The 25,938-nt window shown below is 67.7% G+C and carries 27 protein-coding genes and 1 other RNA gene; 24 read left to right on the top strand and 4 right to left on the bottom strand.

Going from position 1 to position 25,938, the window contains the following annotated elements; all coding sequences use genetic code 11:
* Positions 1–5 precede the first annotated feature (5 nt).
* The 4 genes from NED98_RS05875 to NED98_RS05860 are packed head-to-tail and all read left to right on the top strand — an operon-like array spanning position 6 to position 3,087.
* Positions 6–566, top strand: a complete 561-nt coding sequence (locus tag NED98_RS05875) for a CvpA family protein (RefSeq protein ID WP_265268263.1) — start codon at positions 6–8, stop codon at positions 564–566.
* A complete protein-coding gene (locus tag NED98_RS05870; RefSeq protein WP_265268264.1) occupies positions 563–997 on the top strand; it encodes an iron-sulfur cluster assembly scaffold protein in 435 nt (144 codons plus the stop codon). Before NED98_RS05875 ends, NED98_RS05870 begins: the two co-directional genes overlap by 4 nt.
* The gene (locus NED98_RS05865; RefSeq protein ID WP_265268265.1) at positions 990–2,750 is read left to right on the top strand and encodes a cation:proton antiporter domain-containing protein; all 1,761 of its coding nucleotides are present in this window, start codon (positions 990–992) and stop codon (positions 2,748–2,750) included. Before NED98_RS05870 ends, NED98_RS05865 begins: the two co-directional genes overlap by 8 nt.
* A gap of 4 nt (positions 2,751–2,754) precedes the next feature.
* Positions 2,755–3,087, top strand: coding sequence for a DUF423 domain-containing protein (locus tag NED98_RS05860; RefSeq protein ID WP_179511868.1), 333 nt, complete (start codon positions 2,755–2,757; stop codon positions 3,085–3,087).
* A 310-nt stretch (positions 3,088–3,397) separates the two neighbouring features.
* Here the strand turns inward: NED98_RS05860 and aroB are convergent, their stop codons facing one another.
* Both aroB and NED98_RS05850 read right to left on the bottom strand, forming a co-directional pair.
* Positions 3,398–4,495: a 3-dehydroquinate synthase gene (gene aroB / locus NED98_RS05855; RefSeq protein WP_265312214.1), complete on the bottom strand. Its 1,098-nt coding sequence runs from the start codon at positions 4,493–4,495 to the stop codon at positions 3,398–3,400.
* A complete protein-coding gene (locus NED98_RS05850) occupies positions 4,492–5,034 on the bottom strand; it encodes a shikimate kinase (RefSeq protein WP_265268269.1) in 543 nt (180 codons plus the stop codon). Before NED98_RS05850 ends, aroB begins: the two co-directional genes overlap by 4 nt.
* Positions 5,035–5,129: 95 nt before the next feature.
* Here NED98_RS05850 and NED98_RS05845 point away from each other — a divergent pair, with 95 nt between their 5' ends.
* From NED98_RS05845 to NED98_RS05825, 5 genes are all read left to right on the top strand, one after another.
* The gene (locus tag NED98_RS05845) at positions 5,130–5,267 is read left to right on the top strand and encodes a hypothetical protein (RefSeq protein ID WP_179511865.1); all 138 of its coding nucleotides are present in this window, start codon (positions 5,130–5,132) and stop codon (positions 5,265–5,267) included.
* Positions 5,248–7,029 (top strand): hypothetical protein, encoded by a 1,782-nt coding sequence (locus NED98_RS05840; RefSeq protein ID WP_265312213.1) that lies wholly within the window; start codon positions 5,248–5,250, stop codon positions 7,027–7,029. The genes NED98_RS05845 and NED98_RS05840 overlap by 20 nt, the downstream gene beginning before the upstream one ends.
* 138 nt (positions 7,030–7,167) lie before the next feature.
* A complete protein-coding gene (locus NED98_RS05835) occupies positions 7,168–8,064 on the top strand; it encodes a tyrosine-type recombinase/integrase (protein WP_265312212.1) in 897 nt (298 codons plus the stop codon).
* 9 nt (positions 8,065–8,073) lie between these two features.
* Positions 8,074–9,021 carry an acetyl-CoA carboxylase carboxyltransferase subunit alpha gene (locus tag NED98_RS05830; protein ID WP_265268272.1) on the top strand — a complete coding sequence of 316 codons (948 nt, stop codon included), beginning with the start codon at positions 8,074–8,076 and terminating at the stop codon, positions 9,019–9,021.
* Positions 9,018–9,209, top strand: coding sequence for a hypothetical protein (locus tag NED98_RS05825; RefSeq protein WP_265312211.1), 192 nt, complete (start codon positions 9,018–9,020; stop codon positions 9,207–9,209). The genes NED98_RS05830 and NED98_RS05825 overlap by 4 nt, the downstream gene beginning before the upstream one ends.
* A 129-nt stretch (positions 9,210–9,338) precedes the next feature.
* Here NED98_RS05825 and NED98_RS05820 read toward each other — a convergent pair whose 3' ends face one another.
* Positions 9,339–9,995: an alpha/beta hydrolase gene (locus NED98_RS05820; RefSeq protein WP_179511861.1), complete on the bottom strand. Its 657-nt coding sequence runs from the start codon at positions 9,993–9,995 to the stop codon at positions 9,339–9,341.
* A 106-nt stretch (positions 9,996–10,101) separates the two neighbouring features.
* Between NED98_RS05820 and NED98_RS05815 the strand changes: the two genes are divergently transcribed.
* The 9 genes from NED98_RS05815 (at position 10,102) to NED98_RS05775 (ending at position 16,531) form a co-directional block, all read left to right on the top strand.
* Complete coding sequence (locus NED98_RS05815) at positions 10,102–11,166, top strand: cysteine desulfurase family protein (RefSeq protein WP_265312311.1); 1,065 nt, start codon at positions 10,102–10,104, stop codon at positions 11,164–11,166.
* A complete protein-coding gene (locus NED98_RS05810) occupies positions 11,163–12,233 on the top strand; it encodes a cysteine desulfurase family protein (protein ID WP_265312210.1) in 1,071 nt (356 codons plus the stop codon). Before NED98_RS05815 ends, NED98_RS05810 begins: the two co-directional genes overlap by 4 nt.
* On the top strand, positions 12,230–12,559 hold the full coding sequence (locus NED98_RS05805) for a 2Fe-2S iron-sulfur cluster-binding protein (RefSeq protein WP_265312209.1): 330 nt from the start codon (positions 12,230–12,232) through the stop codon (positions 12,557–12,559). Before NED98_RS05810 ends, NED98_RS05805 begins: the two co-directional genes overlap by 4 nt.
* A 45-nt stretch (positions 12,560–12,604) precedes the next feature.
* Entirely contained in the window at positions 12,605–12,895 is a 291-nt protein-coding gene (locus NED98_RS05800) for a hypothetical protein (RefSeq protein ID WP_179511858.1), read from the top strand.
* A gap of 24 nt (positions 12,896–12,919) precedes the next feature.
* Positions 12,920–13,138 carry a hypothetical protein gene (locus NED98_RS05795; RefSeq protein ID WP_179511857.1) on the top strand — a complete coding sequence of 73 codons (219 nt, stop codon included), beginning with the start codon at positions 12,920–12,922 and terminating at the stop codon, positions 13,136–13,138.
* A 44-nt stretch (positions 13,139–13,182) separates the two neighbouring features.
* An RNA gene (gene ffs, locus NED98_RS05790) (signal recognition particle sRNA small type) lies at positions 13,183–13,280 on the top strand.
* 182 nt (positions 13,281–13,462) lie between these two features.
* The gene (locus NED98_RS05785) at positions 13,463–15,079 is read left to right on the top strand and encodes a DNA polymerase III subunit gamma/tau (protein ID WP_265312208.1); all 1,617 of its coding nucleotides are present in this window, start codon (positions 13,463–13,465) and stop codon (positions 15,077–15,079) included.
* The gene (locus NED98_RS05780; protein WP_265312207.1) at positions 15,076–15,399 is read left to right on the top strand and encodes a YbaB/EbfC family nucleoid-associated protein; all 324 of its coding nucleotides are present in this window, start codon (positions 15,076–15,078) and stop codon (positions 15,397–15,399) included. Before NED98_RS05785 ends, NED98_RS05780 begins: the two co-directional genes overlap by 4 nt.
* 175 nt (positions 15,400–15,574) lie before the next feature.
* Positions 15,575–16,531 carry an isopenicillin N synthase family dioxygenase gene (locus NED98_RS05775; protein ID WP_265268277.1) on the top strand — a complete coding sequence of 319 codons (957 nt, stop codon included), beginning with the start codon at positions 15,575–15,577 and terminating at the stop codon, positions 16,529–16,531.
* A gap of 40 nt (positions 16,532–16,571) precedes the next feature.
* Here the strand turns inward: NED98_RS05775 and NED98_RS05770 are convergent, their stop codons facing one another.
* Positions 16,572–16,994 (bottom strand): winged helix-turn-helix transcriptional regulator, encoded by a 423-nt coding sequence (locus tag NED98_RS05770; RefSeq protein WP_265268483.1) that lies wholly within the window; start codon positions 16,992–16,994, stop codon positions 16,572–16,574.
* 190 nt (positions 16,995–17,184) lie between these two features.
* On the opposite strand from NED98_RS05770, the gene NED98_RS05765 reads away from it, so the two are divergent.
* From NED98_RS05765 to NED98_RS05740, 6 genes are all read left to right on the top strand, one after another.
* Positions 17,185–17,547 carry a CC_3452 family protein gene (locus tag NED98_RS05765; RefSeq protein WP_179511853.1) on the top strand — a complete coding sequence of 121 codons (363 nt, stop codon included), beginning with the start codon at positions 17,185–17,187 and terminating at the stop codon, positions 17,545–17,547.
* A 103-nt stretch (positions 17,548–17,650) separates the two neighbouring features.
* Positions 17,651–19,756: a RelA/SpoT family protein gene (locus NED98_RS05760; RefSeq protein WP_265268278.1), complete on the top strand. Its 2,106-nt coding sequence runs from the start codon at positions 17,651–17,653 to the stop codon at positions 19,754–19,756.
* Between the two features lie 276 nt (positions 19,757–20,032).
* Positions 20,033–21,637: a S10 family peptidase gene (locus NED98_RS05755; protein WP_265312206.1), complete on the top strand. Its 1,605-nt coding sequence runs from the start codon at positions 20,033–20,035 to the stop codon at positions 21,635–21,637.
* A 128-nt stretch (positions 21,638–21,765) separates the two neighbouring features.
* Entirely contained in the window at positions 21,766–23,571 is a 1,806-nt protein-coding gene (locus tag NED98_RS05750; protein ID WP_265312205.1) for a DUF885 domain-containing protein, read from the top strand.
* Positions 23,572–23,704: 133 nt separating this feature from the next.
* Positions 23,705–24,739: a glycosyltransferase family 2 protein gene (locus tag NED98_RS05745; protein WP_179511849.1), complete on the top strand. Its 1,035-nt coding sequence runs from the start codon at positions 23,705–23,707 to the stop codon at positions 24,737–24,739.
* Positions 24,740–24,856: 117 nt separating this feature from the next.
* Positions 24,857–25,900, top strand: a complete 1,044-nt coding sequence (locus tag NED98_RS05740) for an RcnB family protein (protein WP_265312204.1) — start codon at positions 24,857–24,859, stop codon at positions 25,898–25,900.
* Positions 25,901–25,938: the final 38 nt, after the last annotated feature.

The raw sequence follows: 25,938 nt of genomic DNA, 5'->3' as shown, positions 1-25,938 counted from the left end.
CCGCAATGAACCTCAACGGAATCGACATCATGGTCCTGCTGGTGGTGGGGGGAAGCGCCCTGCTTGGGATCAAGCGCGGTTTCGTCACCGAGGTGCTGGCGCTGTTCGCCTGGGTGGCGATGATCTTCGCGCTCAAGATGTTCCATCTGCCGATGGCGAAGATCCTGACGGGGACGATCGGCACCCCCTCCGGCGCCGCGGTGCTGGCGTTCGCGGTAATTGGGGGCATCACCTATTTCCTCGGCCGGCTGGTGGCGAATGCGATCGGCACGCGGGTGCGCACCTCGGTGATCGGCCCGGTCGATCGCGCGCTCGGCTTCGGCTTCGGCGCGCTCAAGGGGCTGATCCTGTCGAGCCTCGTCTTCCTGCTGCTCGTGCTGGTGCTCGATACGATCGACGGCGGGCCGAAGATGCGCCCGGCGTGGCTGATGCAGGCGCGCACCTATCCGTTGCTCAATGCGACGAGCGCGAGCATCGCCGATTTCGTCGACCGGCGACGGCGCGGGCAGGCGGTGTTCGGATCGCATTTCCCCGCGGCCGACAACAATAGCGACGCGACGTCATGACCGCGCCGCTCTACAATGAGCATATCCTGCGGCTGACGACCGAGGTGCCCGATCGTCGGCTCGCGGCGCCGATGGCGACGCGCGAGAAACGCTCGCCGATCTGCGGCAGCCGGGTGACGGTGGACGTCAATCTCGCGGCGGACGGACGGGTGGCCGAGATCGGCATGCTCGCCCGCGCCTGCGCGCTTGGGCAGGCCTCGGCGGCCTTGCTCGCGGCGCATGTCGTCGGGCGGACGCCGGACGCGCTCGCCGCCGCACGCGATGCGCTCGCTGCGTGGCTGGCGGGCGAGGGGCCGATGCCCGACTGGCCCGGGATCGACGTGTTCACACCGGCGCTGGCGCATCCGGCGCGTCATCCCTCGATCCGCCTTGCGTTCGAGGCGGCGGCCGAAGCGGCGGCCGAAGCGCGGAGGGCTCTGACCGATGCATGATACCGGCACCGCCTCATCGCTGCTGCGCGACGGGTTCATCCTGCTCGGCGCGGGGCTCGCCTTCGTCCTGCTGTTCCGCCGGCTCCGGCTGGGCGCGACGCTGGGTTATCTCGTCGCGGGGGCGGTGGTCGGGCCGCAATTGCTCGGGCTGGTCGGCGATGCCGACAGCAAGATGGGGGTCGCCGAACTCGGCATCACCTTGCTGCTGTTCGTCGTCGGGCTGGAGCTCAATCCGGCGCGGCTGTGGCGGCTGAAAGAGGATATCTTCGGGCTCGGGCTGATCCAGGTCACCGTCTGCGGGCTGGCGATCGCGGGGATCATCTGGGGCTTCGCGGGTTTCTCGCTACAGGCCGCGCTCGCGCTGGGGCTGCCGCTGGCTTTGTCGTCGACCGCGCAGGTGCTGCCGATGCTGCAATCGGCGGGGCGGCTGCGCACCCCGTTCGGCGAGCGCGCCTTCTCGATCCTGCTGTTCCAGGATCTGTCGATCATCCCGATGATCACGATCATCGCCGCGATGAGCCGCAACCCGGCCGATACTGCGGGGCCGCCGGGGTGGCTGCTGGTGATCTATACGGTCGCGGCGATCGCCGGGCTGATCGCGGCGGGGCGCTTCGTGCTGCGGCCGCTGTTCCGCGGGATCGGCAATATGGGCGAGCGCGAGATGTTCGTGTTCGCGGCGCTGTTCACCGTCATCGCCAGCGCGGCGCTGATGCAGGCGCTGGGGCTGTCGACCGCGCTCGGCGCGTTCGTCGCGGGGGTGATGCTCGCCGACAGCCCGTATCGCCACGAATTGGAAGCGGACGTCGAGCCGTTTCGCTCGATCCTGCTCGGGCTGTTCTTCCTGACGATCGGGATGACGCTCAATCTTCACGCGATCGCCGAGCGGCCATTGTTCGTCGCGGTGATGGCGCTGGCGCTGATCGCCACCAAGGCCGGGGTGATCACGCTGATCGGGCTCGCTTTCCGCATGACGTGGCGCTCGGCTTTGGGGCTTGGCGTGCTGCTCAGCCAAGGGGGCGAATTCGGCTTCGTATTGTTCGCGCAGGCGAGCAACGCCCAGCTCGTCGCCCCCGAGGCGGCCTCGCTGTTCGGCGCGATCGTCACTTTATCGATGGCGACCACGCCGTTCCTGATGATGGCGACGCGGCGGCTGCGCGAACAGCCGGTGACCGAGGCGGAGGAGCGCGACGGGCCGCAGGACGACGGCGCCAATGCGCTGGTCGTCGGCTACGGCCGGTTCGGGCAGACGGTGGGGCAGATCCTGCTGGCGAGCGATATTCCCGTCACCTTGATCGACACCGATATCGAGATGATCGACGTCGCGGGCGAATTCGGCGCGAAGGTCTATTATGGCGACGGCACCCGCATCGACGTACTGCGCCAGGCCGGCGCGGCGGAGGCGGAACTGATCATGTTCTGCATCGACGGCGATCAGATCACCCCGGATATCCTGGAAGGGGTGCACGAGGCCTTCCCCAATGCCGCCATCTACGTCCGCGCCTATGATCGGCGCGCGCTGGTCAAGCTCAAGAACGGGCCGGCGTCGTTCGTCGTGCGCGAGGTGCTCGAATCCGCGGTGAAGATGGCGCGGCTGGCGCTCGACGGGCTCGGCGTCGACAAGAGCGATATCGACCGCGCCGAGGATATGTATCGCGCGCGCGACAAGGAACGGCTGCGCATCCAGATCGAGGCCGGCGATGTCCGCGCCGCCCGCGCGCTCACCGCGCAGCAAGTGCCGTGGGGAGATGGGTGACGATATGAACCTGCTGATCCTGTTTGCCGGTGTGTCGGGCGCGCTGGCGGTCGCGGCGGGGGCGTTCGGCGCGCATGGCGCGAGCGGCGCGGCGGCCGAATGGCTCAAGACCGGGGCGCATTACCAGCTGATCCACGCGATCGCGGCGCTGGTCGCGCTGCGCTTCGACGCGCGCGGGCCGGCGTGGCTGTTCATCGCGGGCGGCGCGGTGTTCGCGCTGACGCTCTACCTGATGGCATTGGGCGCACCGCGCTGGCTGGGCGCGGTGACGCCGATCGGCGGGGCGCTGCTGATCGCGGGGTGGCTGTGGTTCGCTTGGGGTGGGCTGCGGGGGTAGGAGTGCCTGTTGGCTGCCTCCGATGTCGAGACGCCGACCCGATCGCTATGACTACGGCTTCAACGTGCTGGGAGTTGTACTTACCCTCCTGTTTCTTGCATTGCGAAGGAGCAAGGGTGGTCGACGCTGTTATCGCTGGGTCTGCTTGTGGTGGTGTCGATACCGATCGGTTTAGCGCTCGGATGGCTCAAATGGCGGTTGCAGACCCGTCCGCGCAATGACAGCTAACTATCCAAGATCGCCGAAGCGGCGTCGCAGTCGTTTGTAATTCCGCCATCCTCGCGAAAACCGGGTGACGGAAGGCCGAACCTCAGCCCGCCGCCCCCAAAAAAGCCTCCACCGCGCCCAGATCGACATCGCGGTCGAGATACGTCTGCCCGATCCCGCGCGCGAGGAGGAAGGGAATCCGCCCCGCGCTGGCCTTTTTGTCGTGGCGCATATGCTCGACCAGCCGCGCCGCCGGGGCATCGATCCCCGCCGCCGCCAGCCCGTCGGGTAGCCCGCTCTCGCGCCAATGCGCCGCGACCCGCGCCGCGTCGGCCGCATCGCACAGCCCCTGCGCGGCGGAGAAGCCGAACGCCAGCGCGCACCCCGCCGCCACCGCCTCGCCGTGGAGCAGCCGGTCGGAGAAACCCGCCTCGGCTTCGAGCGCGTGGCCGAAGGTGTGACCGAGATTGAGCAACGCGCGCCGCCCCGAAGTTTCGAATTCGTCGTCGCCGACGATCCGCGCCTTGGCGGCGACCGAATAAGCGATCGCGTGCGTCCGCGCCGCCGCGTCGCCGGCGAGCAGTTTGGCGCCGTTCGCCTCGCACCAGGCGAAGAAATCCGCGTCGTCGATCAGTCCGTATTTGACCACCTCGGCATAGCCGGCGCGGAGCTGGCGCGGCGGGAGCGTATCGAGCACGTCGGGATCGATCAGCACCATTTTGGGCTGGTGGAAGGCACCGACGAGATTCTTGCCCGCGCGCGCGTTGATCCCGGTCTTGCCGCCGACCGACGAATCGACCTGCGCGAGCAAGGTCGTCGGCACCTGGACGAACCCGCAACCGCGCTTGAGGATCGCGGTGGCGAAGCCGACCAGATCGCCGATCACCCCGCCGCCCAAAGCCACGACATGATCGCCGCGCTCGACGCCGAGATCGAGCAGCCGGTCGGTCAGCGCCTCGAGCGTCGCCCAGCTTTTCGACCCTTCGCCCGCCGGCAGCACGATCGGCTCGCTCGCCACCCCCGCCGCGTCGAGCGCGGCGCGCAGCGTTTCGAGATGGGCCGAGACATTGGCATCGGCGACGATCACGATCGGCCGCCCGCGGGCGAGCGGCGCGAGATGCCCGCCGGCGCGGCCGAGCAGGCCGGATTCGATGATCACCGGATAGCTGCGCGCGCCCAGCTCGACCTTCACCACGCTCACTTGCCGATCGCCTCCAAAATCGCCTTCACCGTCATGTCGTGCGGCACGTTGTTGCTCGGCACGCGAATCGGCGCCTGCGCGTAGAGCGGGTTGCGCACCGCCGCCAGCTCGCGAAGCACCTTCGCCGGGTCCTTGCCGACCAGCAATGGGCGGTGGCCGCGCTTGCGCACCCGCTCGACCAGCACGTCGATCGAGGCATCGAGCCAGATCGCCAGCGCCTCGGCGAGGATCAATGCGCGCGTCTCCTCGTTGACGAACGCGCCGCCGCCGGTTGCGATCACCTTGGGCGATCCGTCCATCAGCCGCGCGATCACTCGCCGCTCGCCGTCGCGGAAATATTGTTCGCCATAGGCCGCGAAGATCTCGGCGATCGTCATCCCCGCCGCCTGCTCGATCTCGGTATCGGCATCGACGAAGGGGACGCCGAGCCGCGTCGCCAGCCGCCGCCCCACGGTCGATTTGCCCGCGCCCATCAGCCCGATCAGCACGATCGGCTGACCGGTCCAGATCGGAGAAGCGGGCTCGGGGCTTTGCAACATCGTCAGCCGGGCTATACAGCGCAGCGACGCCGTGACCATAAACTTTGCGTATCAAGGGATGTGGCTCTGGGATGGCGTCGGACAGGATAGGTGTGATGTCGCGTTTGGTCGTCTCGCTGGTGGTGCTGCTGGTGATCATAGTCGGTGCGCTGTTTTTCTTTGCAGGTCGCGCGACTGAAAAGCCGGTGACGCGGATCGAAAAGGCGGTCGAGCTTGGCAATCTCGCGAGCTAAGGTTGCGGCGGCGGCGCTGGTCGCCGCCTCGCTGGCCGCGGCCGCGGTCGCCCAGAGCAACAAGAACCCCGAATCCCTGCTGCCGCCCGGCTTCGACGAGCCGCCGGCACCGCCGGCCGCTGCGCCGGGCAAGACGCCCGCGGCGAATTCGACCGCGCCCGCCGCGCCGACGGTGCAGCCGTTGCCGTCGCTCGCGCTCGGCAACAGCAGCGAGCCTGCGCCTACGCCGAGCGCCACCCCGACCCCCGATGCCGCGCAGCTCGCGCAATATGAGATGCCGCCGTTCGCGCGCCGCTCGCTGTCGCTGGTCGGCCCGACCGGCACCACCGAGGGTGGCCTCGCACCGAATGCCTGGGGCAATGCCGACGGGCGCTATCTCGAGATTCTGATGCGGCGGCTGTCGGCGCCGCTGCCATCGCGCTGGCTGTCGATCGCGCTGCGCCGCGCGCTCCTGTCGCAGGTCGACACGCCTTACGGGCTGAACGGCGCGGACTTCGCCGCCGAGCGCGCGTGGCTGTTGCTGCGGATGGGCGAATCGGTTTCGGCGCGCGCGCTGGTCCAGTCGGTCGATACCGCCAACGTCAGCCCCAAATTGCGCGACGTGTGGATGAACGCGGCGCTGGCGACCGCCGATCCGGGGGCATTGTGCCCGCTGACCGATGCGGCGCTGCGCGACGACAACCAGCCCGGCTGGGTGCTCGCGCAGGCGATGTGCACCGCGCTGGTCGGCAACCCGGGCGAGGCGCAGCCGCTGATCGCGCAGGCGCGCCGCGCGCATATCGCCGACGGGATCGATTTGCAGCTCGCGCAGAAGGTGGTCGGTGCCGGCGCGGACAGCCGCCAGGCGATCACGATCGAATGGACCCCGGTGGTCCAGCTCAATGTGTGGCGCTTCGGGCTGGCGACCGCGACCGGGATTGCGGTGCCCGATTCGCTTTACGATACGGTGGGGCCGCAGGTGACCGGCTGGCGCGCGCTGGCCCCGGCGATCCCGCTCGCCGATCGCGTCGCCCCGGCCGAGCGCGCCGCGGCGCTGGGGGTGCTTTCCAACCTCGCGTTGGTCGACCTCTACGGCGCGATCGACGCGGCGGAGGATATGCCGGCGGCGCTTTCCGCCACCGCCGCCGATCTGCGCAGCGCTTATGCCGGCGCGGATGTCGCGACGCGGCTCGGCGCGCTGCGGCAATTGTGGGAGGGCGGGACGACGCCCGACGGCAAATATGCCCGGCTGATCCTCACCGCGCGCGCCGCGGCGCGCGTCCGCCCCGGCGACGGCAAGGACGAGGCTGATCGCATCGTCGCCTCGATGCTTTCCGCCGGGATGGATCGCACCGCGATGCGCTGGCGCGATACCGTGGCGCAGGGCAGCGACGGCTGGGCGATGCTGGCGCTCGCCGATCCCGATGCGACGACGCGGGTCGGTTACGGGCAGGTTTCGGGCTATGCCAGCGCGCGCAAGCAGCAATTGTTCTTCGCCGGGCTCGCCGGGCTGGGGCGGCTGTCGCCGGCCGATATCGAGCGCGGGGCGCAGGCGCTCGACGTGAAGATCGGCACCGACAATGTCTGGACCCGCGCGCTCGACCGCGCGACCCGCGATCGCCAGCCGGCGACCGTGCTGCTGCTCGCCGCGATCGGGATGCAGACGTCGAGCTGGCACGGGGTGCCGCCCGACATGCTCTATCGCATCGTCACCGCGCTGCGCGTCGTCGGGCTCGATGCCGAGGCGCGGATGATCGCGGTCGAGGCGCTGACGCGCATTTAGGGCGATGGTTTCGACGCGGTCCCCTTCTTGCTCCCCTCCCTGGAAGGGAGGGGCTGGGGGCGGGTGGACCCGCGAGGAGGCGGATCGGTGCTCCCCATGCCGCCCCACCCCGAGCCCCTCCCTTCCAAGGAGGGGAGAATGAGCGATCGCGCCCTGATCGAACGCTTCCTCGAGATGATGGCGGCGCAGGCGGGCGCCGCGCGCAACACGATCGCGGCCTATCGTAGCGATCTGCTGCTCGCGTCCGGCGAACTGGGCGGTGCGCTGGCGAGCGCGGACGAGGCGGCGCTGGCGCGGCTCGGCGAAAGCTGGCTGCCGCTGTCGCGCGCCAGCGTCGCGCGCAAGGCGGCGGCGCTGAGGCGCTTCTTCGCCTTTCTGGTCGACGAGGGGCTGCGCGGCGACGATCCGGGCAAGGCTTTGCCCCGGCCGGGGACTCAGCGTGGGTTGCCGAAAACCCTGTCGCATGCCGATATCGACCGCCTGTTCGCGACGATTGCCGAGCGGCTCGCGCGCGACCCGCCCGATCCCAACGATCGCCGGATGGCGGCGCTGTTGGAGCTGCTCTACGGCTCGGGCCTGCGCGCGACCGAATTGGTTTCGCTGCCGCGCAATGCGATCCAGCCCGACCGGCCGTTCCTGATCCTGCGCGGCAAGGGCGGGCGCGAGCGGCTGGTGCCGGTGTCCGATCGCGCGCGCGCCGCGGTGGCGCTGTGGCGCGAGCATGTCGCGGCGGACCGCGCGTTCCTGTTCCCGTCGGGGAAGGGGCATCTGTCGCGGGTGCGGCTCTATCAACTGATCCGCGCGCTGGCGGCGGCGGCGGGGATTCCGCCCGATCGCATCAGCCCGCACGTCCTTCGCCACGCCTTCGCCACGCATTTGCTGGAGGGCGGGGCGGACTTGCGCGCGCTCCAGTCGATGCTGGGGCATGCCGATATCGCGACGACCGAAATCTATACCCATGTCGACAGCCGCCGGCTGGTCGAGCTGGTCAATGAACGCCATCCGCTCGTTGACGTGGCGAAGCGGGCATCCTAGCGCAGCCGGATGCCGACTTTCCTCGATTTCGAGAAGCCGATCGCCGAGCTTGAGGCGCGGATCGCCGAATTGCGCGAGACGGGCGCCGATGGTGGTGTCGATCTTTCCGCGGAGATCGCCAAGCTCCAGGCGAAATCCGACAAATTGCTCCGCGACACCTTCGCCAGGCTCACCGCGTGGCAGAAGACGCAGATCGCGCGTCATCCCGAGCGGCCTCATTTCAAGGATTATATCGCCGGGCTGTTCAGCGAGTTCGTGCCCTTGGCGGGCGATCGCGGTTTCGCTGACGATCAGGCGATTCTCGGTGGTTTTGCCACTTTCCGCGGCCATCGCGTGATGGTGATCGGGCATGAGAAGGGCGACGATACCGCCTCGCGGCTTCGCCACAATTTCGGGATGGGCAAGCCCGAAGGCTATCGCAAGGCGGTGCGGCTGATGGAGCTGGCGGACCGTTCGGGGCTGCCGGTGCTGACGCTGGTCGATACGTCGGGTGCCTTTCCCGGGCTGCAGGCCGAGGAGCGTGGTCAGGCCGAGGCGATCGCGCGTTCGACCGAGGCGAGCCTCGCGCTCGGCGTGCCGATGGTCGCGGCGGTGGTCGGCGAGGGCGGCTCGGGGGGCGCGGTCGCGCTCGCCTGCGGCAATCGCGTGCTGATGTTCGAACATGCGGTCTATTCGGTGATCTCGCCCGAGGGCTGCGCCTCGATCCTGTGGCGTACCGCCGACAAGGCGCCCGAGGCGGCGGAGGCGATGAAGGTCACCGCGCAGGATCTTAAGGCGCTGGGGGTGATCGACACGATCGTGCCCGAGCCGATCGGCGGCGCGCACCGCCAGCCGACGGGCGCGATCGCCGCATTGGGTGATGCGCTCGATCATGCGCTGGGCGAACTGGTCGGGCTGTCGCCAGAGGCGCTGCGCAAGGAGCGTCGTGCCAAGTTCCTCGCGATGGGCCGGGTGTGAACGATGCGTTGACCGGGATCGCGCAGGCGGCACCGGCGATCGGGATGATCGCGGCGTTCGCCTGCCTGATCGGCGGGCTTTATCTGGTGCGGACCGGCAAGGATCGTCGCAAGGGCGTGCTGCTGCTGATCATGACCGCGGTGCTGGTCGGCAATGTGCTGATCTGGACCTTGCCGACCGGGCGCTGATCGGCAGGAATTTCCTAGCCATTCCGTCATTCCCGCGCAGGCGGGAATCCATTCTGGCTGGCGGTGCGGCTCTTTCCCCGACCCGCGCGAATGGATCCCCGCCTTCGCGGGGATGACGGTGGAATTGTTTCAGCGGATCGGCGAATCCGGGGCCAGCCGCATGTCGAGATAATTGTCGACCGACTTCATCAGGTCGTCCATCTCATGCTCGAAGAAATGGTTGGCGCGCGGGATCACGTCGTGGTGGATCGTGATGTGCTTTTGCGTGCGCAATTTGTCGACCAGCTTCTGCGTCGCGCCGGGGGTCGCCACTTCGTCCTGCTCGCCCTGGATGATGATCCCCGACGAGGGGCAGGGGGCGAGGAAGGTGAAATCGTAGAGATTGGCTGGCGGTGCGATCGAGATGAAGCCGCGGATCTCCGGGCGGCGCATCAACAGCTGCATCCCGATCCACGCACCGAACGAAAAGCCCGCGATCCAGGTGGTCGAGGCTTCGGGGTGGAAGCTCTGCACCCAATCGAGCGCGCTCGCCGCGTCGGAAAGCTCGCCGACGCCGTTGTCGAACGTCCCCTGGCTCTTGCCGACCCCGCGGAAGTTGAAGCGCAGGGTAGCGAAGCCGCGGCGCTGGAAGGTCTTGTACAGCGCCTGCACGATATGGTTGTTCATCGTGCCGCCGGCATTGGGATGCGGATGCAGGATCATCGCAACCGGTGCGCGTGGCTTGGGGGCGGGGACGAAACGTCCCTCGAGGCGGCCTTCGGGGCCGGGGAAAATGACTTCGGGCATCGTTACTCGTTTGTTATGGGCGCGAGTGTCGCACCGGGCGATGCGCGCTATATAGGGCGGATCACCGGATTTGGAACGAGTTTTGCCGGAATCAGCCACACCTGCCGTGCTCCCGCGGCTTTATCTCGATCATGCCGCCACCACGCCGATGACCGCGGGGGCGATCGCGGCGGTGGCGCGCGGGCAGGCGATATGGGCAAATCCCTCCTCGCCGCACGCCGAGGGCCGCGCCGCGCGCGCCGCGCTGGAGGAGGCGCGCGGGGCGGTTGCGGCGGCTTATGGGTGGCGCGGCGAGACCTTGCTGACCAGCGGGGCGAGCGAGTCGCTTGGGCTGGCGCTGGGGCGTGGGCTGATCGAGCGGCGGATCATCTCGGCGGTCGAGCATGATGCGGCGATCCGGGCTGGCGGCGACGCGGTGGTGGTGGCGCCGGTCGATGCGAACGGGGTGATCGATCTCGACGCGCTGGCGGCGCTGCTGAGCGGGGCGCCCGCCTTGGTCTGCCTGCAATGGTGCAACAGCGAAACCGGGGTGCGCCAGCCGATCGCGGCCGCGGCGGCGATCGTGCGTGCCGCGGGCGGGCTGCTGCTGGTCGATGCGGCGCAGATGCCGGCGTCGACCGAACTCGCCGATCATGCCGATTTCGTCGCGCTCTCCGCGCACAAGCGCGGCGGGCCGCCGGGCGTCGGCGCGTTGCTGGTTCGCGATCTGGCGACGCTTCGCCCGACCGGCGGGCAGGAGCGCGGCTACCGCCCCGGCACCGAGAATCTGCCCGCCGCGCTGGGCTATGCCGCCGCGCTCGCCGAGCCGGAGCCGGATCATCAAGCGTTGCGCGCGCGGCTCGACGATGCGATCCGCCGCTCGGGCGGGATCGTCGTCGGCGAGAACGCGCCGCGTCATCCCGCGATCGGCAGCTATCGTCTGCCTGGGCTGGCGGCGACCGCGCAGCTGATTCGCTTCGACATCGCCGGGATCGCGGTCTCGGCCGGCAGCGCCTGCGCGAGCGGCAGCATGAAGCCGAGCCATGTGTTGCGCGCGATGGGCTGGCGCGAGGAGGAGACGCGCGAAGTGGTCCGCGTCAGCTTCGGGCGGACGACCGGTGACGGCGATGTGGATCGCTTCATTTCTGCATGGCGCGACGTGGCGCGGCAGGCGCGGCGGCTCGCGGCATGATTTACCTCGATTATCAGGCGACCACCCCGCTCGCGCCCGAGGCGTTCGAGGCGATGCTGCCGTGGCTCCGCGACAGCCACGCCAATCCGCATTCGGCGCATTCCGCCGGGCGCAAGGCGAAGGCGGCGATCGAGGTGGCGCGCGGCGAGATCGCGGCGCTGCTGCCCCCAGGGGGCCGGGTGGTGTTCACCTCGGGCGCGACCGAGGCGTTGAACTGGGCGATCAAGGGTGTCGCCGGCCCCGTGGTGACGATCGCGACCGAACATGCCGCGGTGCTCGATACGGCGCGGGCCGGCGGCGCGGCGCGGGTGGTGCCGGTCGATCGCGAGGGGCTGGTCGATCGCGACGCGCTGGCGGCGGCGCTGCCCGGCGCGGCGCTGGTCGAGGCGATGCTGGTCAACAACGAGATCGGCGTGATCCAGCCGATCGCGGAGATCGCCGCGGTGGCGCATGAGGCGGGTGCGCTGATGCTGTGCGATGCGGTGCAGGGCTATGGCCGCGTACCGATCCCGGCGGGGTGCGATCTGATCGCGCTTTCGGCGCACAAGATTTACGGGCCGAAGGGCGTCGGCGCGTTGTGGATTCGCGACGGGGTGACGCTCGATCCGTTGCTCCACGGCGGCGATCAGGAAGGCGGCCGCTCGGGGACGTTGAGCCCGGCCTTGTGCGTCGGGTTCGGGGTCGCGGCGCGGCTGATGAAAACGCGCGCGGCCGAGGATGCAACGCATGTCGAGCGGCTCTGGTCGCTGGCGATCGACCGGGTGACGGGCTGGACGGTGAACGGATCGACGACGCAGCGCTATCGCGGCAATCTCAACCTGCGGCGCGAGGGGCTCGACGTGAACCGGTTGATGTCCGATTGCCGCGACATCGCCTTTTCGGCCGGATCGGCCTGCGCCAGCGGATCGGGGCGGCCGAGCCATGTGCTCAAGGCGATCGGGCTCGACGACCGGCAGGCGCGCAGCTCGATCCGGCTCGGCTTCGGCCGCTATACGACCGAGGTGGAATTGGCGACCGCGCTTACCCGAATCGCCGCCGCCGCCGATGCGCAGAGGATCGCGGCATGAAGGTGCGTTTCATCGCCACCGACGGCTCGGTGCGGGAAGCCGAAGCGACGCCGGGCGAGACGTTGCTCGAGGTCGGCCAGCGCGAGGGGCAGCCGCTGGAGGGGACGTGCGAGGGCCAGATGGCCTGCGCCACCTGCCACGTCATCGTCGAGCCGGATGATTTCGACCGGCTCCCCCCGGCGAGCGACGACGAGGAGGATATGCTCGATCTGGCTTATGCGGTGACGCGCACCAGCCGGCTGTCGTGCCAGATCGTGCTGAGCGACGCGCTCGACGGCCTGACTGTAAGATTACCGACGGGTTCACGGAACATGCAGGGGCGATGACCTAATCTTCGGCTCATCTGGGGAGATGAGTAAGGAGTATTCCACATGAATCGCATGAGTCTGGGATTCGCCGGCTTGATGGCGGCGACGCTTTTCATTCCCGCCGCGGCGCAGGCGCGCCCGTGGGACGATGGCTATTATCGTCACGATCGGGGCCACCACCGCGGCTGGGATCGCGGCTGGGATCGGGGTCGCGACTGGCGCGGCGACCGTGGCTGGCACCGCGGCTGGGATCGCGACGTGCGCTGGGATCGTGGCCGCGGCTGGCGCCGCGTGTGCGAGTGGCGCGGCTATTATAACCCGCGTCAGGTCTGCTACCGCGTGCGTGGCTGGTAATCTCTAAGTCGTTGGAGAAGCGAGATGAAGCTGATCGCATTGACCCTCGCCGGCGTTGTCGCGGCGAGCGCGCTCGCCCCCGTGCCGGCCGCGGCGGATCGTCGCGACGACGGGCGCCGCTGGCATGACAACCGCTATCATCATCCGCAGCGCTGGCACCACGGGCCGCGCTGGCGGCAGGTGTGTCGCTGGCACCACGGGCACTACGGCAAGGTGCGCCGCTGCTATCGCGTGCGGGGCTGATCATCAGGCACCTTGAACCTTCCGCCCGGCTCCGCCATATGGCGCGCGGGAGTCGGGCGGACGTGGTCGTCGCCAACCTGGTCAGATCCTGACGGAAGCAGCCACAACGATTTCGCCACGGGTCGTTCCGGCTCCCACCCGCGCAGCCGATGAGCGCGCGATCGCATCGTGCCACATCGGCAAGCGCGGGCGGCAGCGCAGAAGCGCCGTCCGACGCCGCGGCTTCGCCGCGGCGCTGCCCCCATCCAAATCTTTCCCGCTGACGAACGCGCTCACAGCGCCTATCTAGCTCGGCGTGACACAATTCCTCTCCCTCGCGCGCCGATGAGCGATTCTCTCGGCCTCGACGAACCGCCCCAGCCGCATCGCGCCGGCGGCGACGCCTATCGCGTGCTCGCGCGCAAATATCGCCCGCAGACCTTCGCCGCGCTGATCGGGCAGGAGGCGATGGTGCGCACGCTGGAGAATGCGATCCGCCGCGATCGCATCGCGCACGCCTTTCTGCTCACCGGGGTGCGCGGGGTGGGCAAGACCTCCACCGCGCGGCTGATCGCCAAGGCGTTGAATTGCGTCGGCCCCGACGGGCAGGGCGGGCCGACGATCGATCCGTGCGGGCAATGCGAACCGTGCCGCGCGATCGCCGAGGGGCGCCATATCGACGTGATCGAGATGGATGCCGCGAGCCATACCGGGATCGACGACATCCGCGAGATCATCGAGGCCTCGCGCTATGCCGCGGTCTCGGCGCGCTACAAGATCTACATCATCGACGAAGTCCATATGCTGTCCAAGGCGGCGTTCAACGGGCTGCTCAAGACGCTGGAGGAGCCGCCGGCGCATGTTAAATTCCTGTTCGCCACCACCGAGGTGAACAAGGTCCCCGTCACCGTCCTGTCGCGCTGCCAGCGGTTCGACCTCAGGCGCATCCCGGCGGACAAGCTCGCCGAGCATTTCGCCTGGGTCAGCGCCGAGGAGCAGGTCGAGGTCGAAACCGAGGCGCTGGCGCTGATCGCGCGCGCGGCGGAGGGCTCGGCGCGCGACGGGCTGTCGATCCTGGATCAGGCGATCGCCCACGCCGATCTCGAAGGCGGCGGGGTGCGCGCGGCGGCGGTGCGCGAGATGCTCGGCCTCTCGGATCGCGGCGCGGTGCGCGATCTGCTCGCGTTGCTGCTCGCGGCGGATGCGCCGGGGGCGCTGGCGGCGCTGCGCCGGCAATATGATCTCGGGGTCGATCCGCAGGCGGTGTTCCGCGCGTTGCTCGAAGCGGTCCACGGCGTGACCCTGGTCAAGGTCGGCGCGCCCGAGGACGCAGCGCAGGCGGCGGAGGAGCGCGACGCCTTCCGCGACTGGTCGGCCAAATTGTCGTTCGCGATGCTCCACCGGCTGTGGCAGCTCCTGCTCAAGGGACATGACGAAGTGGTGCGCGCCGCGCTGCCGATCGAGGCGGCGGAAATGGCGCTGCTGCGCATCGTCCACGCCTCGACCCTGCCCGATCCGGGCGAGTTGGCGCGGCAGATCGCGAACGGGTCGATCTCGGTTTCCGGCCCGTCGACGGCGGCCCCCGCTCCCGCGCAGCGCAGCAACGAATTCGCCGCGGTGATGGCCTTGCTCGAGGAGCGCGGACATCATGCGCTCTATTTCCGGCTGCACAGCAATGCGCGGCTGGTCAGCGCGGCGCCGGGCGAGCTCTCGTTCAGCGGCTCGCGCCCGATCGCCGCCGATGTGCTGACCGAGCTCGCGCAGGTGCTCAAGGCGGAAACCGGGCGCGCGTGGAAGATCGCAATGGTCGACGCGCCCGGCGAACCGACGCTGAAGGAAGCCGCCGATGCCGCCGACGAGGCAGCGCGTCAGGCGATCCTCGGCACTCCGATCGTCGCGGCGGCGCGTGCCGCTTTCCCCGACGCTGAATTGATAGACTGGCCCAAACGGAGCGTATCGTGAAGGATTTGAACGACATTCTTGCCATGGCGCAGAACGTGCAGAACGAGCTGAGCAAGGCGCAGGAAAACCTCGACACGATCGAGGTGGAGGGCGCCGCCGCCGGCGGTCTGGTCAAGGTGCGCGCATCGGCCAAGGGACGGATCGTTGCGGTGACGATCGACGAGTCGTTGCTTCAGCCGAGCGAGAAGCAGATGGTCGAGGATCTGGTCGCCGCGGCGCTCAACGATGCGCGGGCGAAGGCCGATGCGGCGTCGTCGGCGGAGATGGCGAAGATGACCAGCGGCCTGCCGCTGCCGCCGGGGTTCAAGCTGCCGTTCTGAGCCGATCCGTCATCCCAGCGAAAGCCGGGATCGCGGGCGGCAGGCGTCGCCCTCGCAGCACGAGACCGCGGCTTTCGCCGGGGTGACGACGCGGCGGGGTGAGCGGCGTCCGGCTAGCAGACCGGCAGGGAAGGGCGTATGACCGCCGTTTACCCCTCATGGACCCCTCATCATCATGCTTGATACCCCGCTGGCGCAGGTGCCGACGCTCAGCCTCAACGATCAGGACGCCGATCCGGTGGCCTTTGCCGCCGCGCTCGGCGGGTCGTTCGAGCGGTTCGGCTTCGCGATCGTCGCCGATCACGGGATTCCCCACGATCTGATCGACCGCGCGTGGCGCGAGACCGCGGCGCTGTTCGCGCTGCCCGACGACGAGAAGCGCGGCTATTTCGTCGCCGGCGGCGGCGGCGCGCGCGGCTATACGCCGTTCAAGACCGAGATCGCCAAGGACGCGAAGCACGTCGATCTCAAGGAATTCTGGCATATCGGCCGCGATCTGCCCGAGGGGCATCGCTTCGCGGACCATATGGCGCCCAACATCTGGCCGGCGCGACCCGAGGGGTTCCGCGATACCTTCCTCGAATTGTTCACTGCTTTCGATCGTGCGGGCGACCGGCTGCTGTCGGCGATCGCGCGGCACCTGAAGCTCGTGCCGGACTGGTTCGACCGCGCGGTGACTGACGGCAACAGCGTGCTGCGGCTGCTCCACTATCCGCCGATCCCGGCCGATGCCGAAGGGGTCCGCGCGGGGGCGCATGAGGATATCAACCTCATCACCCTGCTGCTCGGCGCCGAGGAAGCCGGGCTCGAATTGCGCGACCGCGATTCGGGGCGCTGGCTGGCGATCAAGCCGCCCGAGGGGGCGATGGTCGTCAATGTCGGCGATATGCTGCAGCGGCTGACCAATCATGTCCTGCCATCGACCACGCACCGCGTCGTCAATCCGCCGCCCGAGCGGCGCGGGCATTCGCGTTACTCGATGCCGTTCTTCCTGCACCCCGCGCCCGATTTCCTGATCGAGACCTTGCCCGGCTGCATCAGCGCGGAAAACCCCAACCGTTATCCGACCCCGATCACCGCGCATGACTATCTGCACGAGCGGCTGGTCGAGATCGGGCTGATCAAGAAATAAGCATCTAACCCGTTCGCCCTGAGCCCGAACGGGGGAGGGGCTATTCCGCCGCGTTGGCGATGTCGGTTGCGTCGGCCACGTCGCCGGGCAGCGCCCAGTGCAGATCGCCCTTGGTCAGCACGCGGCCGTCGTGGCTGAGCACCGCGATCGGCTGGATCGGGCGGTGATCGCGCGAGTCGACGAGGATCGGAAAAGCCGGCACCCCGGTCTCCCAGCGCTCGCCCCATTGCCGCAGTGCAACCATCGTCGGGAGCAGCGCGTGGCCCTTCTCGGTCAGGCAATATTGAATCTTGCGACGATCCTCGGGCAGCGACTGGCGCTCCATGATCCCGTGCTCGACGAAGCGCGCGAGCCGGTTGGCGAGGATGTTACGCGCGATCCCGAGTTCCGACTGGAATTCCTCGAAATGGTGCAAGCCATTGAAGGCGGCGCGTAAAATCAGGAACGCCCACCGCTCGCCCATCGCCTCCAGCGCTGCCGGAAGACTGCATTCGTTGAGCGGTTCGCGTAATTTCCCCAACCGAAAGCTCCTTTGTTTTCAAGCCTATCCTAACCGACCCCGCGCCGGCTTCGAACAAAAATATTGGTTTTCTCTTGCAACTCGCATATGCAATATGTAGGTATTATTTAGCAACTTATTGTGCGAGGCAACAATGATTCGCTCCCTCATCGCAGCCGTTCTCACCTCCACCGCTTTGCTCGCTTCGGCGGGTGCGTCCGCGCAGACCCCGGCGGGCTATTTCGTCGCCGTCCCGGCCGCCCCGGCGACCAAGGACGCGGTGATGACGCGTGACACGCCGTGGTCGCTGCGCGACGGCGCCTATGTCACCGCCAAGGCGCCGGTGCGCGATATGGTCGCGTGCCAGCTGATCGCACGCGGCGTCGGCGAGATCTCGTCGTTCAGCGCGGGCGGCAAGGCGTTCGACGCCGCCGCGCTCGGCGAGTGCAACACCAAGGCGAAGGGCGGCCATGTCGCGGTTGCGAAGGCCGATCCGGCGCCGACCCCCGCGAACTGATCCGCCTTATCCCAAGGCATGAAATCGGGTCCGCCGGTCGCCGTATGCGGCCGGCGGACCATTTCTGTTGCAAAGCAATAGGCGAAAGCGCCATCGTGCCTTTGTGCTGAGACAATATGAGTTGATCGATCGGGTCCTCGCTTATGACCCGGATGCCGACGAGGCGCTGCTCAACCGCGCCTATGTCTTTTCGGTCAATGCCCACGGCACCCAGAAGCGCGCGTCGGGCGATCCTTATTTCAGCCACCCGATCGAGGTCGCCGGCATCCTGACCGAGTTGCACCTCGACGACGAGACGATCGCCACCGCGATCCTCCACGATACGGTGGAAGATACCGTCGCTACCCCCGAACAGATCGGGCAATTGTTCGGCGACAATGTCGCGCGGCTGGTCGACGGCGTGACCAAGCTGTCGAAGATCGAAGCGCAGACCGAGAACGAGCGCGCCGCGGAAAACCTGCGCAAATTCCTGCTCGCCATGTCGGGCGATATCCGCGTGCTGCTGGTCAAGCTGGCCGACCGGCTGCACAATATGCGCACGCTGCATTACATCGCGAACCCCGACAAGCGCCGCCGCATCGCCCGCGAGACGATGGATATCTACGCCCCGCTCGCCGAGCGGATCGGCATGTACGAGTTCATGAAGGAGATGCAGACGCTCGCCTTTCAGCAGCTCGAGCCCGAGGCGTATGAATCGATCACGCGGCGGCTCGAACAGCTTAAGTCGGGCGGCGGGGACAAGATCGCCAAGATCGGCTCGGGGCTGAAATTGCTGCTCTCGCGTCATGGCGTCCAGGCGGATATTTCGGGGCGCGAGAAGCATCCCTATTCGATCTGGCGCAAGATGCAGGAGCGCCATATCAGCTTCGAGCAGCTTTCCGACATCATGGCGTTCCGCGCGATCGTGCCGGCGGTGGAGGATTGCTACGCCGCGCTCGGGCACATCCACCGCCGCTGGCCCGCGGTGCCGGGGCGGTTCAAGGATTATATCTCGACGCCCAAGCGCAACGGCTATCGCTCGCTGCACACCACGATCATGCACGCGGAAAACCAGCGCGTCGAAATCCAGATCCGTACCGAGGAAATGCACGCCGAGGCCGAATACGGGCTCGCCGCGCATTGGGCGTACAAGCAGGACATGAAGGTCCGGCCCGAGACGCAGCAGGACTGGATCGCCGATCTGGTCGAAATCCTCGACAATGCCGCGACGCCCGAGGAACTGCTCGAGCATACGCGGATGGCGATGTATCAGGATCGCATCTTCGCCTTCACCCCGAAGGGCGAGCTGATCCAGCTCCCCAAGGGCGCGACCCCGATCGATTTCGCTTATGCGGTCCACACCGATCTCGGCGATCAGGCGGTGGGGGCGAAGATCAACGGCCGCGTCGTGCCGCTGCGGACCGAAATCCACAACGGCGATCAGGTGCAGGTGCTGCGCTCTAAGGCGCAGACCCCGCAGCCGAGCTGGCTGAGCTTCGCGATCACCGGCAAGGCGCTCGCCGCGATCCGCCGCCATTTGCGGCTGGTCGAGCGCGAGCAGACCGTCGCGCTGGGGCGCAAGCTCTACGACGATATCGTCACGCGTCTGCCCGCGCCGCTCGCGGCGGATGCGCTGGAACAGGGGATCAAGCGCCTCAAGCTCGCCGATGAGGTGCAGCTGATGACCGCGATCGCGCGCCGCACGCTGACCGACGCGCAGGTGATGGAGGCGTTGATGCCGGGGTCGGCTGGCGCCGATGTCGCGCATAATATGCCGCAATCCAGCGCGATCTCGATCGAGGGGCTCGCGCCGGGCGTCGCCTATGAGTTGGCGACCTGTTGTCATCCGGTGCCGGGCGACCGCATCGTCGGGCTGCGCCGGCCCGATGCGTCGATCGAGGTGCACTCGATTGATTGCCGCACGCTCGCCGATCTCGCCGAACGGTCCGACGAGGAAACCGACTGGATCGACGTGCAATGGGGCGACAAGACGATGGGCGCGGTCGCGCGCATCTCGGTCGAGGTAAAGAACGAGCCCGGCGCGCTGGGGGTGATCGCGACGATCATCGGCCAGCATAAGGCGAACATCATCAACCTCCGCCTCGACAGCCGCGATACCGGCATCCACACCAACACGATCGACGTCGAGGTGCATGATGCGCACCAGCTGATGCGGCTGCTCGCCGCGCTGCGCGCCGCCGATGCGGTGGCGGGGGCGGAGCGGGTGTGAGTTGAACCCCTTTTACCACCCCAGCGCAGGCCGGACCCCAGTTACGAACGGCTCGATGCTGGGCCCCATCCTGCGCCGGGGTGGAGCAATTTGACCTCAGTCACCGTCATTCCCGCGCAGGCGGGAATCCATTCACGCAGGCCTAGCCGATAGAGTTGCGACGACGCCGGCAATGGATTCCCGCCTGCGCGGGAATGACGATGGGGTGTTGCGCCGCGCGCATGAACGCGCAATTGGAACGATATTACGTATCGTAAAAAAGGGAGAGTCTTCCGCATGTTCGCCCGCGCCATCGCTATTTTGCTCTTGTCCACCTCGGCGGTTGTCGCCGCGCAGGAAGCCAAGCCGGCGGAGAAGGGCGGGAAGGGCGCCCCGCAAAACAATGCCGAACTGATGAAGCAGGAGGCCGAGGCGGCCTATGCCAATGCCCCGGTGCAGGAGCGCGAGGAGAAGTCGAAGGGCAGCGTCGCCGTCGCCGGCCGCACGCTTGGCTATACCGCCACCGCCGGCACGCTGACGATCCGCGATACCGAGGGCAAGCCGACCGGGTCGATGTTCTACACCGCCTATACGCTGGATGGCACGCGGCCCGGGACAAAGCGCCCGATCACCTTCTTCTACAACGGCGGCCCGGGCAGCCCGACCTTCTGGCTGCATATGGGATCGTTCGCCCCGGTCCGGCTGCGCACCGGCAATCCCGAATCGATCCGCCCCGCGCCTTATGATTTCGGGCCGAATCCCGATACGCTGCTCGACAAGACGGACCTCGTGTTCCTCGATGCGATGGGCGCGGGCTATTCGCGTGCGCTGGGCGATACGAAGCCCAGCCAGTTCTACAGCGTCGATGGCGATGTCGACGCCTTCGCGCGCGCGATCATCCGTTACGTGACCAAGAACGGGCGGTGGAACAGCCCCAAGTTCATCTTCGGCGAAAGCTATGGCACGACGCGCTCGGGCGCGCTGGCCTATCAGCTACAGGATCGCGGGATGGCGTTGAACGGCGTCGTGCTGCTTTCCTCGATCATGAACTACGGCTATCGCCAGCCGGGGCTCGATCAGGTCTATCTCAACTATCTGCCGAGCTTCGCCGCGACCGCCTGGTATCATAACCGCATCCCCAACCGCCCGGCGGACGTCGCGACGATCGTCGAACAGGCGCGCGCCTTCGCGGTTGGCCCCTATGCCTCGGCGCTGGCCAAGGGCCAGTCGATAGGCGACGCCGAGCGCGACCAGATCGCGACGCAGTTGAGCCAGCTGATCGGTCTCTCGCCCGAGTTCATCAAGCGCGCCAACCTGCGGATCGATCTGCCGCGTTTCCAGAAGGAATTGCTGCGCGATCAGCGGCGAACGATCGGCCGGTTCGACGCCCGCTACACCGGGGTCGATAGCGACGCGGCGGGTGATCGCCCTGAAACCGATGCCTCGTCGGAGGCGATTTCGGGTGCGTTCATCGGCACCTTCCACGATTATGTCTCGAACACCTTGGGGTATAAGACCGACATGCCGTATCGCCTGTCGGCGCGCGACGGGGCGGGGTTCGACTGGAACTGGAAGCACAAGGCGCCTGGCTCGGGGTTCGGCACGCAGCAGAACAACCCCAATACCGCGGTCGATCTCGCGGCGGCGATGCGCGACAATCCCTATCTCCAGGTGCTGTCGATGAACGGCTGGTACGATATGGCGACGCCGTTCTTCGGCACCGAATATGATCTCGGCCATATGATGCTGGAGCCAGCGCAGGCGAAGAACCTGAGCTTCACTTATTATCCCGCGGGGCACATGACTTATCTCAACCCCGACGCGCTCCACGCGATGAAGCGCGACCTTTCCGCCTGGTACGATCGTGCGCTGGCGACGGGCGGGTCGGCTGCGGCGAGATAAGGTCGGGTCTTTTGTCGTCATGCCGGATCAAGTCCGGCATGACGGTTGAGTGGGTGTATTATGGGGTTGCCACACCTGCGCACGGCGTTACGCTGGCACCATTCCCAAATTAAAAGGGGTTTCCAAAAATGGATCGTCGTTCTTTCCTGGCATCGTCGGGCGCCGCGTCGGCGCTCGCGCTGATGCCTGCCGCGCTGCGCGCACAAGCCGCCGCAGCGGGCGATGCGAAGCTCAATGCCACTTTCGACCGGATCATGACCGATATCCTTCCGGAGATGCCGACGCTCGCGACGGTGCTCGGGATGGACAAGGGGGCGAATGCCCCGCTCAAGCATCGGCTGGAGGATAATTCCGCTGCCGGGCGCGCCAAGGGGCAGCGCATGCTGAAGCGCGCGATTGCCGATATCACCGCCATCTCCCCCGACAGCCTGTCGCCCGCGGCGAAGCTCGATCGCGAGGTGGTGCTCTATTCGCTCAATTCGCAGGCGCTGCCGAACGACCGGTTCGGGCTCGATTCGGTCCAGCGCCCCTATCTGATCACCCAGCAGGCCGGCGTCTATTTCGAGACGCCCGATTTCCTCAATTCCTCGCATACGATCGTCAACGCGGAGGATTGCGCCGCCTATCTCGATCGACTTGCGGCGATGGCGACCTCGCTCGACAATGAAACCGCCGAGCAGAAGGAACAGGCGGTGCGCGGCTATGTCGCGCCGGGCTGGTCGCTCGATCTCGCGCTGGCGCAGATGGCCAAGCTGCGATCGCCGGCAGCGGCGCAGAGCGGCCTTACCCAGTCGCTCGCGACCCGCGCAGCCAAGGCCAATATCGCCGGCGACTGGCAGGCCAAGGCGTCCGCGATCGTCGAGAAGCAGGTCTATCCGGCGCTCGACCGGCAGATCGCGTTGGTCAAGCAACTGCGCGCGAACGGTCGCACCGACGACGGGCTGTGGGCGGTGCCGAAGGGCGACGAGATCTACGCCGCCGCGCTCGCCGAGGCGACGACGACCAATTTCAGCCCCGACGAAGTGCATCGCATGGGGCTGGAGCAGGTCGCGTCGATCACCGCCGAGCTCGATACGATCCTCAAGGGGCAGGGGCTGACCCAGGGCAGCGTTGCCGAGCGGCTCAACGCGCTCAACGTGCGTGCCGACCAGCTCTATCCCGATACCGCTGCGGGACGCGAGCAACTGATCCGCGACCTCAATGCGGGGGTCGCGGCGATGACTGCCAAGCTCGACCGGCTGGTCAATCACTGGCCCAACGCCCCACTCGAGATTCGCCGCGTGCCGGTGGAGATCCAGGATGGCGCCTCGAACGGCTATTATTACCTCGCCGCGCTCGACGGTTCGCGCCCGGCGATCTACTGGATCAACCTCAAGAGCGTCGGCGACTGGCCGAAATATTCGCTCCCTGCGCTCACCTATCACGAGGGCGTGCCGGGGCATCATCTGCAGCTGACCATCGCGCAGCAGGCCAAGACGCCGCTGCTCCGCAAGCTTTCGTTCTTCAGTGCTTATTCGGAAGGCTGGGCGCTCTATGCCGAGGGGCTGGCGGACGAGGTGGGCGGCTATGCCTCGCCGCTGGAGCGCGCCGGTTTCCTGCAGAGCTATCTGTTCCGCGCGGCGCGGCTGGTGATCGACACCGGGATCCATTCCAAGCGCTGGGGCCGCGAGAAAGCGACCGATTATATGGTGCAGACCGTCGGCTTCGCGCGTCCGCGCTCGCAGCGCGAGATCGAGCGTTACTGCACCCAGGCGGGGCAGGCGTGCAGCTACAAGGTCGGCCATGCCGCCTGGGTGCGTGCGCGGGAGAAAGCGAAGGCGATCCTCGGCGCGAAATTCGACGAGAAGAATTTCCACGACATCCTGGGCGCTGGCGCGATGCCGCTGACGATCCTCGAACGGATGGTCGAGGAACGCGCCCGCGCCGCGGCATAACGCGCTTCGCGTCAACCACGACCACCTCTCCCCGTTCGACAAGCTCAGGTCGAACGGGGGAGGTTCGTGGCACGGGGCTCTACCGCAACATTTGCGTGATTTTCCCCCATCCAGCCGATAAGTGCGGCTGATCATGCATCGTCTTCAGCTTTCGATCGTCGTGCCGTGTTACAATGAGGCAGAAACGCTGCCGCTGCTGCACCAGCGCGTCTCCGCCACGGCGCATGCGGTGGTGGGCGACGATCATGAGATCGTGCTGATCAACGACGGCTCGCGCGACGACAGCTGGCGGATCATGCAACAGCTCGCCGCGGCGGACCCGCGCGTGGTGGCGATCAACCTGTCGCGCAACCACGGCCACCAGCTCGCGCTGACCGCGGGGCTCGATCTGTGCTGCGGCGAGCAGATATTGATCCTCGATGCCGATCTGCAGGACCCGCCCGAATTGCTCGGCGAGATGCGCGAGGTGATGGCGCGCGAGGAGGCCGATGTCGTCTATGCCGTGCGCCGCAAGCGCGAGGGCGAGACCTTGTTCAAAAAGGCCACCGCCTCGGCCTTCTACCGCGTGCTCGATCGCGTGACCGATACGCCGATCCCGCTCGATACCGGCGATTTCCGGCTGATGACGCGCCGCGCGCTCGATGCCTTCCTCTCGCTCCCCGAGCAGGCGCGGTTCATCCGCGGGATGGTGGCGTGGGTCGGGTTCCGGCAGGTCCCGTTCCCTTATGACCGCGCCGAGCGTCACGCCGGCGAGACCAATTATCCGCTGTCGAAAATGCTGCGGCTCGCGTTCGACGCCGTAACCGGCTTTTCCACCGCGCCGCTGCGTTTCGCCAGCCATGCCTCGGTCGCGCTGGCGGGGGCATCGCTGCTGCTGCTCTTCTACATCGCCTGGGGCTATTTCCGCGGCAGCCCGGTGCAGGGCTGGACCTCGACGATGCTCGTCGTGACGGTGCTGAGCGCGGTGCAGATGTTCGTGCTGGGGATGATCGGCGAATATCTCGGGCGGCTCTATATCGAATCGAAGCGGCGGCCGCTCTATCTCGTCGCGGATATCGCCGGGCCGGTGCGCGCACGCGCCTCGCTCGGCTACCAGGCGGTGCGCACCCGCGTCCCCGCCGGCGAGGCGCCGGAGGACGAAGACGCCCCGCTCGCAGCACGACGTTGAGACTTTTGAATCTTTCAATCGGCTGACAGCATGGTTCAGCCCGCATTCGCTGCGACTCGGCGATAACCGGCAATATCATCGGGGCCGGCTCGTGCGCCGGCGATGGAGTGTCCGGGAATGACGAAGAAGATATTGGCCGCGCTGGCCGCAGCAGCCTCGCTGCTGCCGCTCGCCGCGTCGGCACAGGAGGGCTGGCAGCGTGGCGATCGCGGCGATCGCGGTGCGCCGCGCCAGGCAGCTCCGCAGCAACAGGCGCCCCGCCCGCAGCCGCAACCGCAGGCTCAGCCCCAACAGCGCTGGGATCAGGCGCAGCGCCCGCAATGGCAGCCGCGCGGCGATCAGGCCCAGCCCGGTCGTTGGGACGGCCAGCGGCAGCCGGGTGGCTGGGATGGCCAGCGCCAGCCGGGGCAACCCGGGCAGTCGGGCCGTTGGGATGGCCAGCGCCAGCCGGGGCAACCCGGGCAGTCGGGCCGTTGGGATGGCCAGCGCCAGCCGGGGCAACCCGGGCAGCCGGGTCGCTGGGATGGCCAGCGCCAGCCCGGGCAGCCGGGCCGTTGGGATGGCCAGCGCCAGCCGGGACAACCGGGACAGCCGGGTCGTTGGGACGGTCAGGGTCAGCCTGGGCAGCCGGGCCGTTGGGACGGTCGGGGTCAACCGGGACAGCCCGGGCAGCCCGGTCGTTGGGACGGTCAGCGCCAGCCGGGTCAACCCGGCGGGTGGCAGGGCCGCCCGTCGAACGACGATCGCGCGCGCTGGCAGAATCGCGGGCGCGACAATCGCGATGTCCGCTCGGGCTGGAACGACCGCCGGGATTTCGTGCGCGATCGCTATGGCCATGACGACCGCCGCGCGTGGAACCGCGACTGGCGGCGCGACACGCGGTACAATTGGAGCAATTACCGCTACCGCAACCGCTCGGTGTTCCACCTGCCGCGCTATTATGCGCCCTATGGCTGGGATTACGGCTATCGCCGTTTCTCGGTCGGGGTGATGCTGTCGGCGCCGCTGTTCGTCGAGGATTATTGGATCGACGATCCGTGGACCTATCGCCTGCCGGAAGTCTACGGCCCGTATCGCTGGGTGCGCTATTACAACGACGCCTTGCTGGTCGACGTCGACAGCGGCGAAGTGGTCGATGTGATCTACGACATCTTCTGGTAAATCAGCGCAGGCGGGCGTCGTTTCGTGCGGCGCCCGCT

The organism is Sphingomonas lycopersici, assembly GCF_026130605.1.
Classification (GTDB): domain Bacteria; phylum Pseudomonadota; class Alphaproteobacteria; order Sphingomonadales; family Sphingomonadaceae; genus Sphingomonas; species Sphingomonas lycopersici.
Note: the sequence above shows the minus strand (reverse complement) of the source record. Positions and strands in the feature narration are given on the sequence as shown.

Bases quoted from the DNA above. Each gene is read 5' to 3' on its own strand.
- NED98_RS05875 (WP_265268263.1), top strand. From the start codon at position 6: ATGAACCTCAACGGAATCGACATCATGGTCCTGCTGGTGGTGGGGGGA.
- NED98_RS05870 (WP_265268264.1), top strand. From the start codon at position 563: ATGACCGCGCCGCTCTACAATGAGCATATCCTGCGGCTGACGACCGAG.
- NED98_RS05865 (WP_265268265.1), top strand. From the start codon at position 990: ATGCATGATACCGGCACCGCCTCATCGCTGCTGCGCGACGGGTTCATC.
- NED98_RS05860 (WP_179511868.1), top strand. From the start codon at position 2,755: ATGAACCTGCTGATCCTGTTTGCCGGTGTGTCGGGCGCGCTGGCGGTC.
- NED98_RS05850 (WP_265268269.1), bottom strand. From the start codon at position 5,034: ATGTTGCAAAGCCCCGAGCCCGCTTCTCCGATCTGGACCGGTCAGCCG.
- NED98_RS05845 (WP_179511865.1), top strand. From the start codon at position 5,130: ATGTCGCGTTTGGTCGTCTCGCTGGTGGTGCTGCTGGTGATCATAGTC.
- NED98_RS05835 (WP_265312212.1), top strand. From the start codon at position 7,168: ATGAGCGATCGCGCCCTGATCGAACGCTTCCTCGAGATGATGGCGGCG.
- NED98_RS05830 (WP_265268272.1), top strand. From the start codon at position 8,074: ATGCCGACTTTCCTCGATTTCGAGAAGCCGATCGCCGAGCTTGAGGCG.
- NED98_RS05820 (WP_179511861.1), bottom strand. From the start codon at position 9,995: ATGCCCGAAGTCATTTTCCCCGGCCCCGAAGGCCGCCTCGAGGGACGT.
- NED98_RS05810 (WP_265312210.1), top strand. From the start codon at position 11,163: ATGATTTACCTCGATTATCAGGCGACCACCCCGCTCGCGCCCGAGGCG.
- NED98_RS05805 (WP_265312209.1), top strand. From the start codon at position 12,230: ATGAAGGTGCGTTTCATCGCCACCGACGGCTCGGTGCGGGAAGCCGAA.
- NED98_RS05800 (WP_179511858.1), top strand. From the start codon at position 12,605: ATGAATCGCATGAGTCTGGGATTCGCCGGCTTGATGGCGGCGACGCTT.
- NED98_RS05795 (WP_179511857.1), top strand. From the start codon at position 12,920: ATGAAGCTGATCGCATTGACCCTCGCCGGCGTTGTCGCGGCGAGCGCG.
- NED98_RS05785 (WP_265312208.1), top strand. From the start codon at position 13,463: ATGAGCGATTCTCTCGGCCTCGACGAACCGCCCCAGCCGCATCGCGCC.
- NED98_RS05775 (WP_265268277.1), top strand. From the start codon at position 15,575: ATGCTTGATACCCCGCTGGCGCAGGTGCCGACGCTCAGCCTCAACGAT.
- NED98_RS05770 (WP_265268483.1), bottom strand. From the start codon at position 16,994: ATGGGCGAGCGGTGGGCGTTCCTGATTTTACGCGCCGCCTTCAATGGC.
- NED98_RS05765 (WP_179511853.1), top strand. From the start codon at position 17,185: ATGATTCGCTCCCTCATCGCAGCCGTTCTCACCTCCACCGCTTTGCTC.
- NED98_RS05755 (WP_265312206.1), top strand. From the start codon at position 20,033: ATGTTCGCCCGCGCCATCGCTATTTTGCTCTTGTCCACCTCGGCGGTT.
- NED98_RS05750 (WP_265312205.1), top strand. From the start codon at position 21,766: ATGGATCGTCGTTCTTTCCTGGCATCGTCGGGCGCCGCGTCGGCGCTC.
- NED98_RS05745 (WP_179511849.1), top strand. From the start codon at position 23,705: ATGCATCGTCTTCAGCTTTCGATCGTCGTGCCGTGTTACAATGAGGCA.
- NED98_RS05740 (WP_265312204.1), top strand. From the start codon at position 24,857: ATGACGAAGAAGATATTGGCCGCGCTGGCCGCAGCAGCCTCGCTGCTG.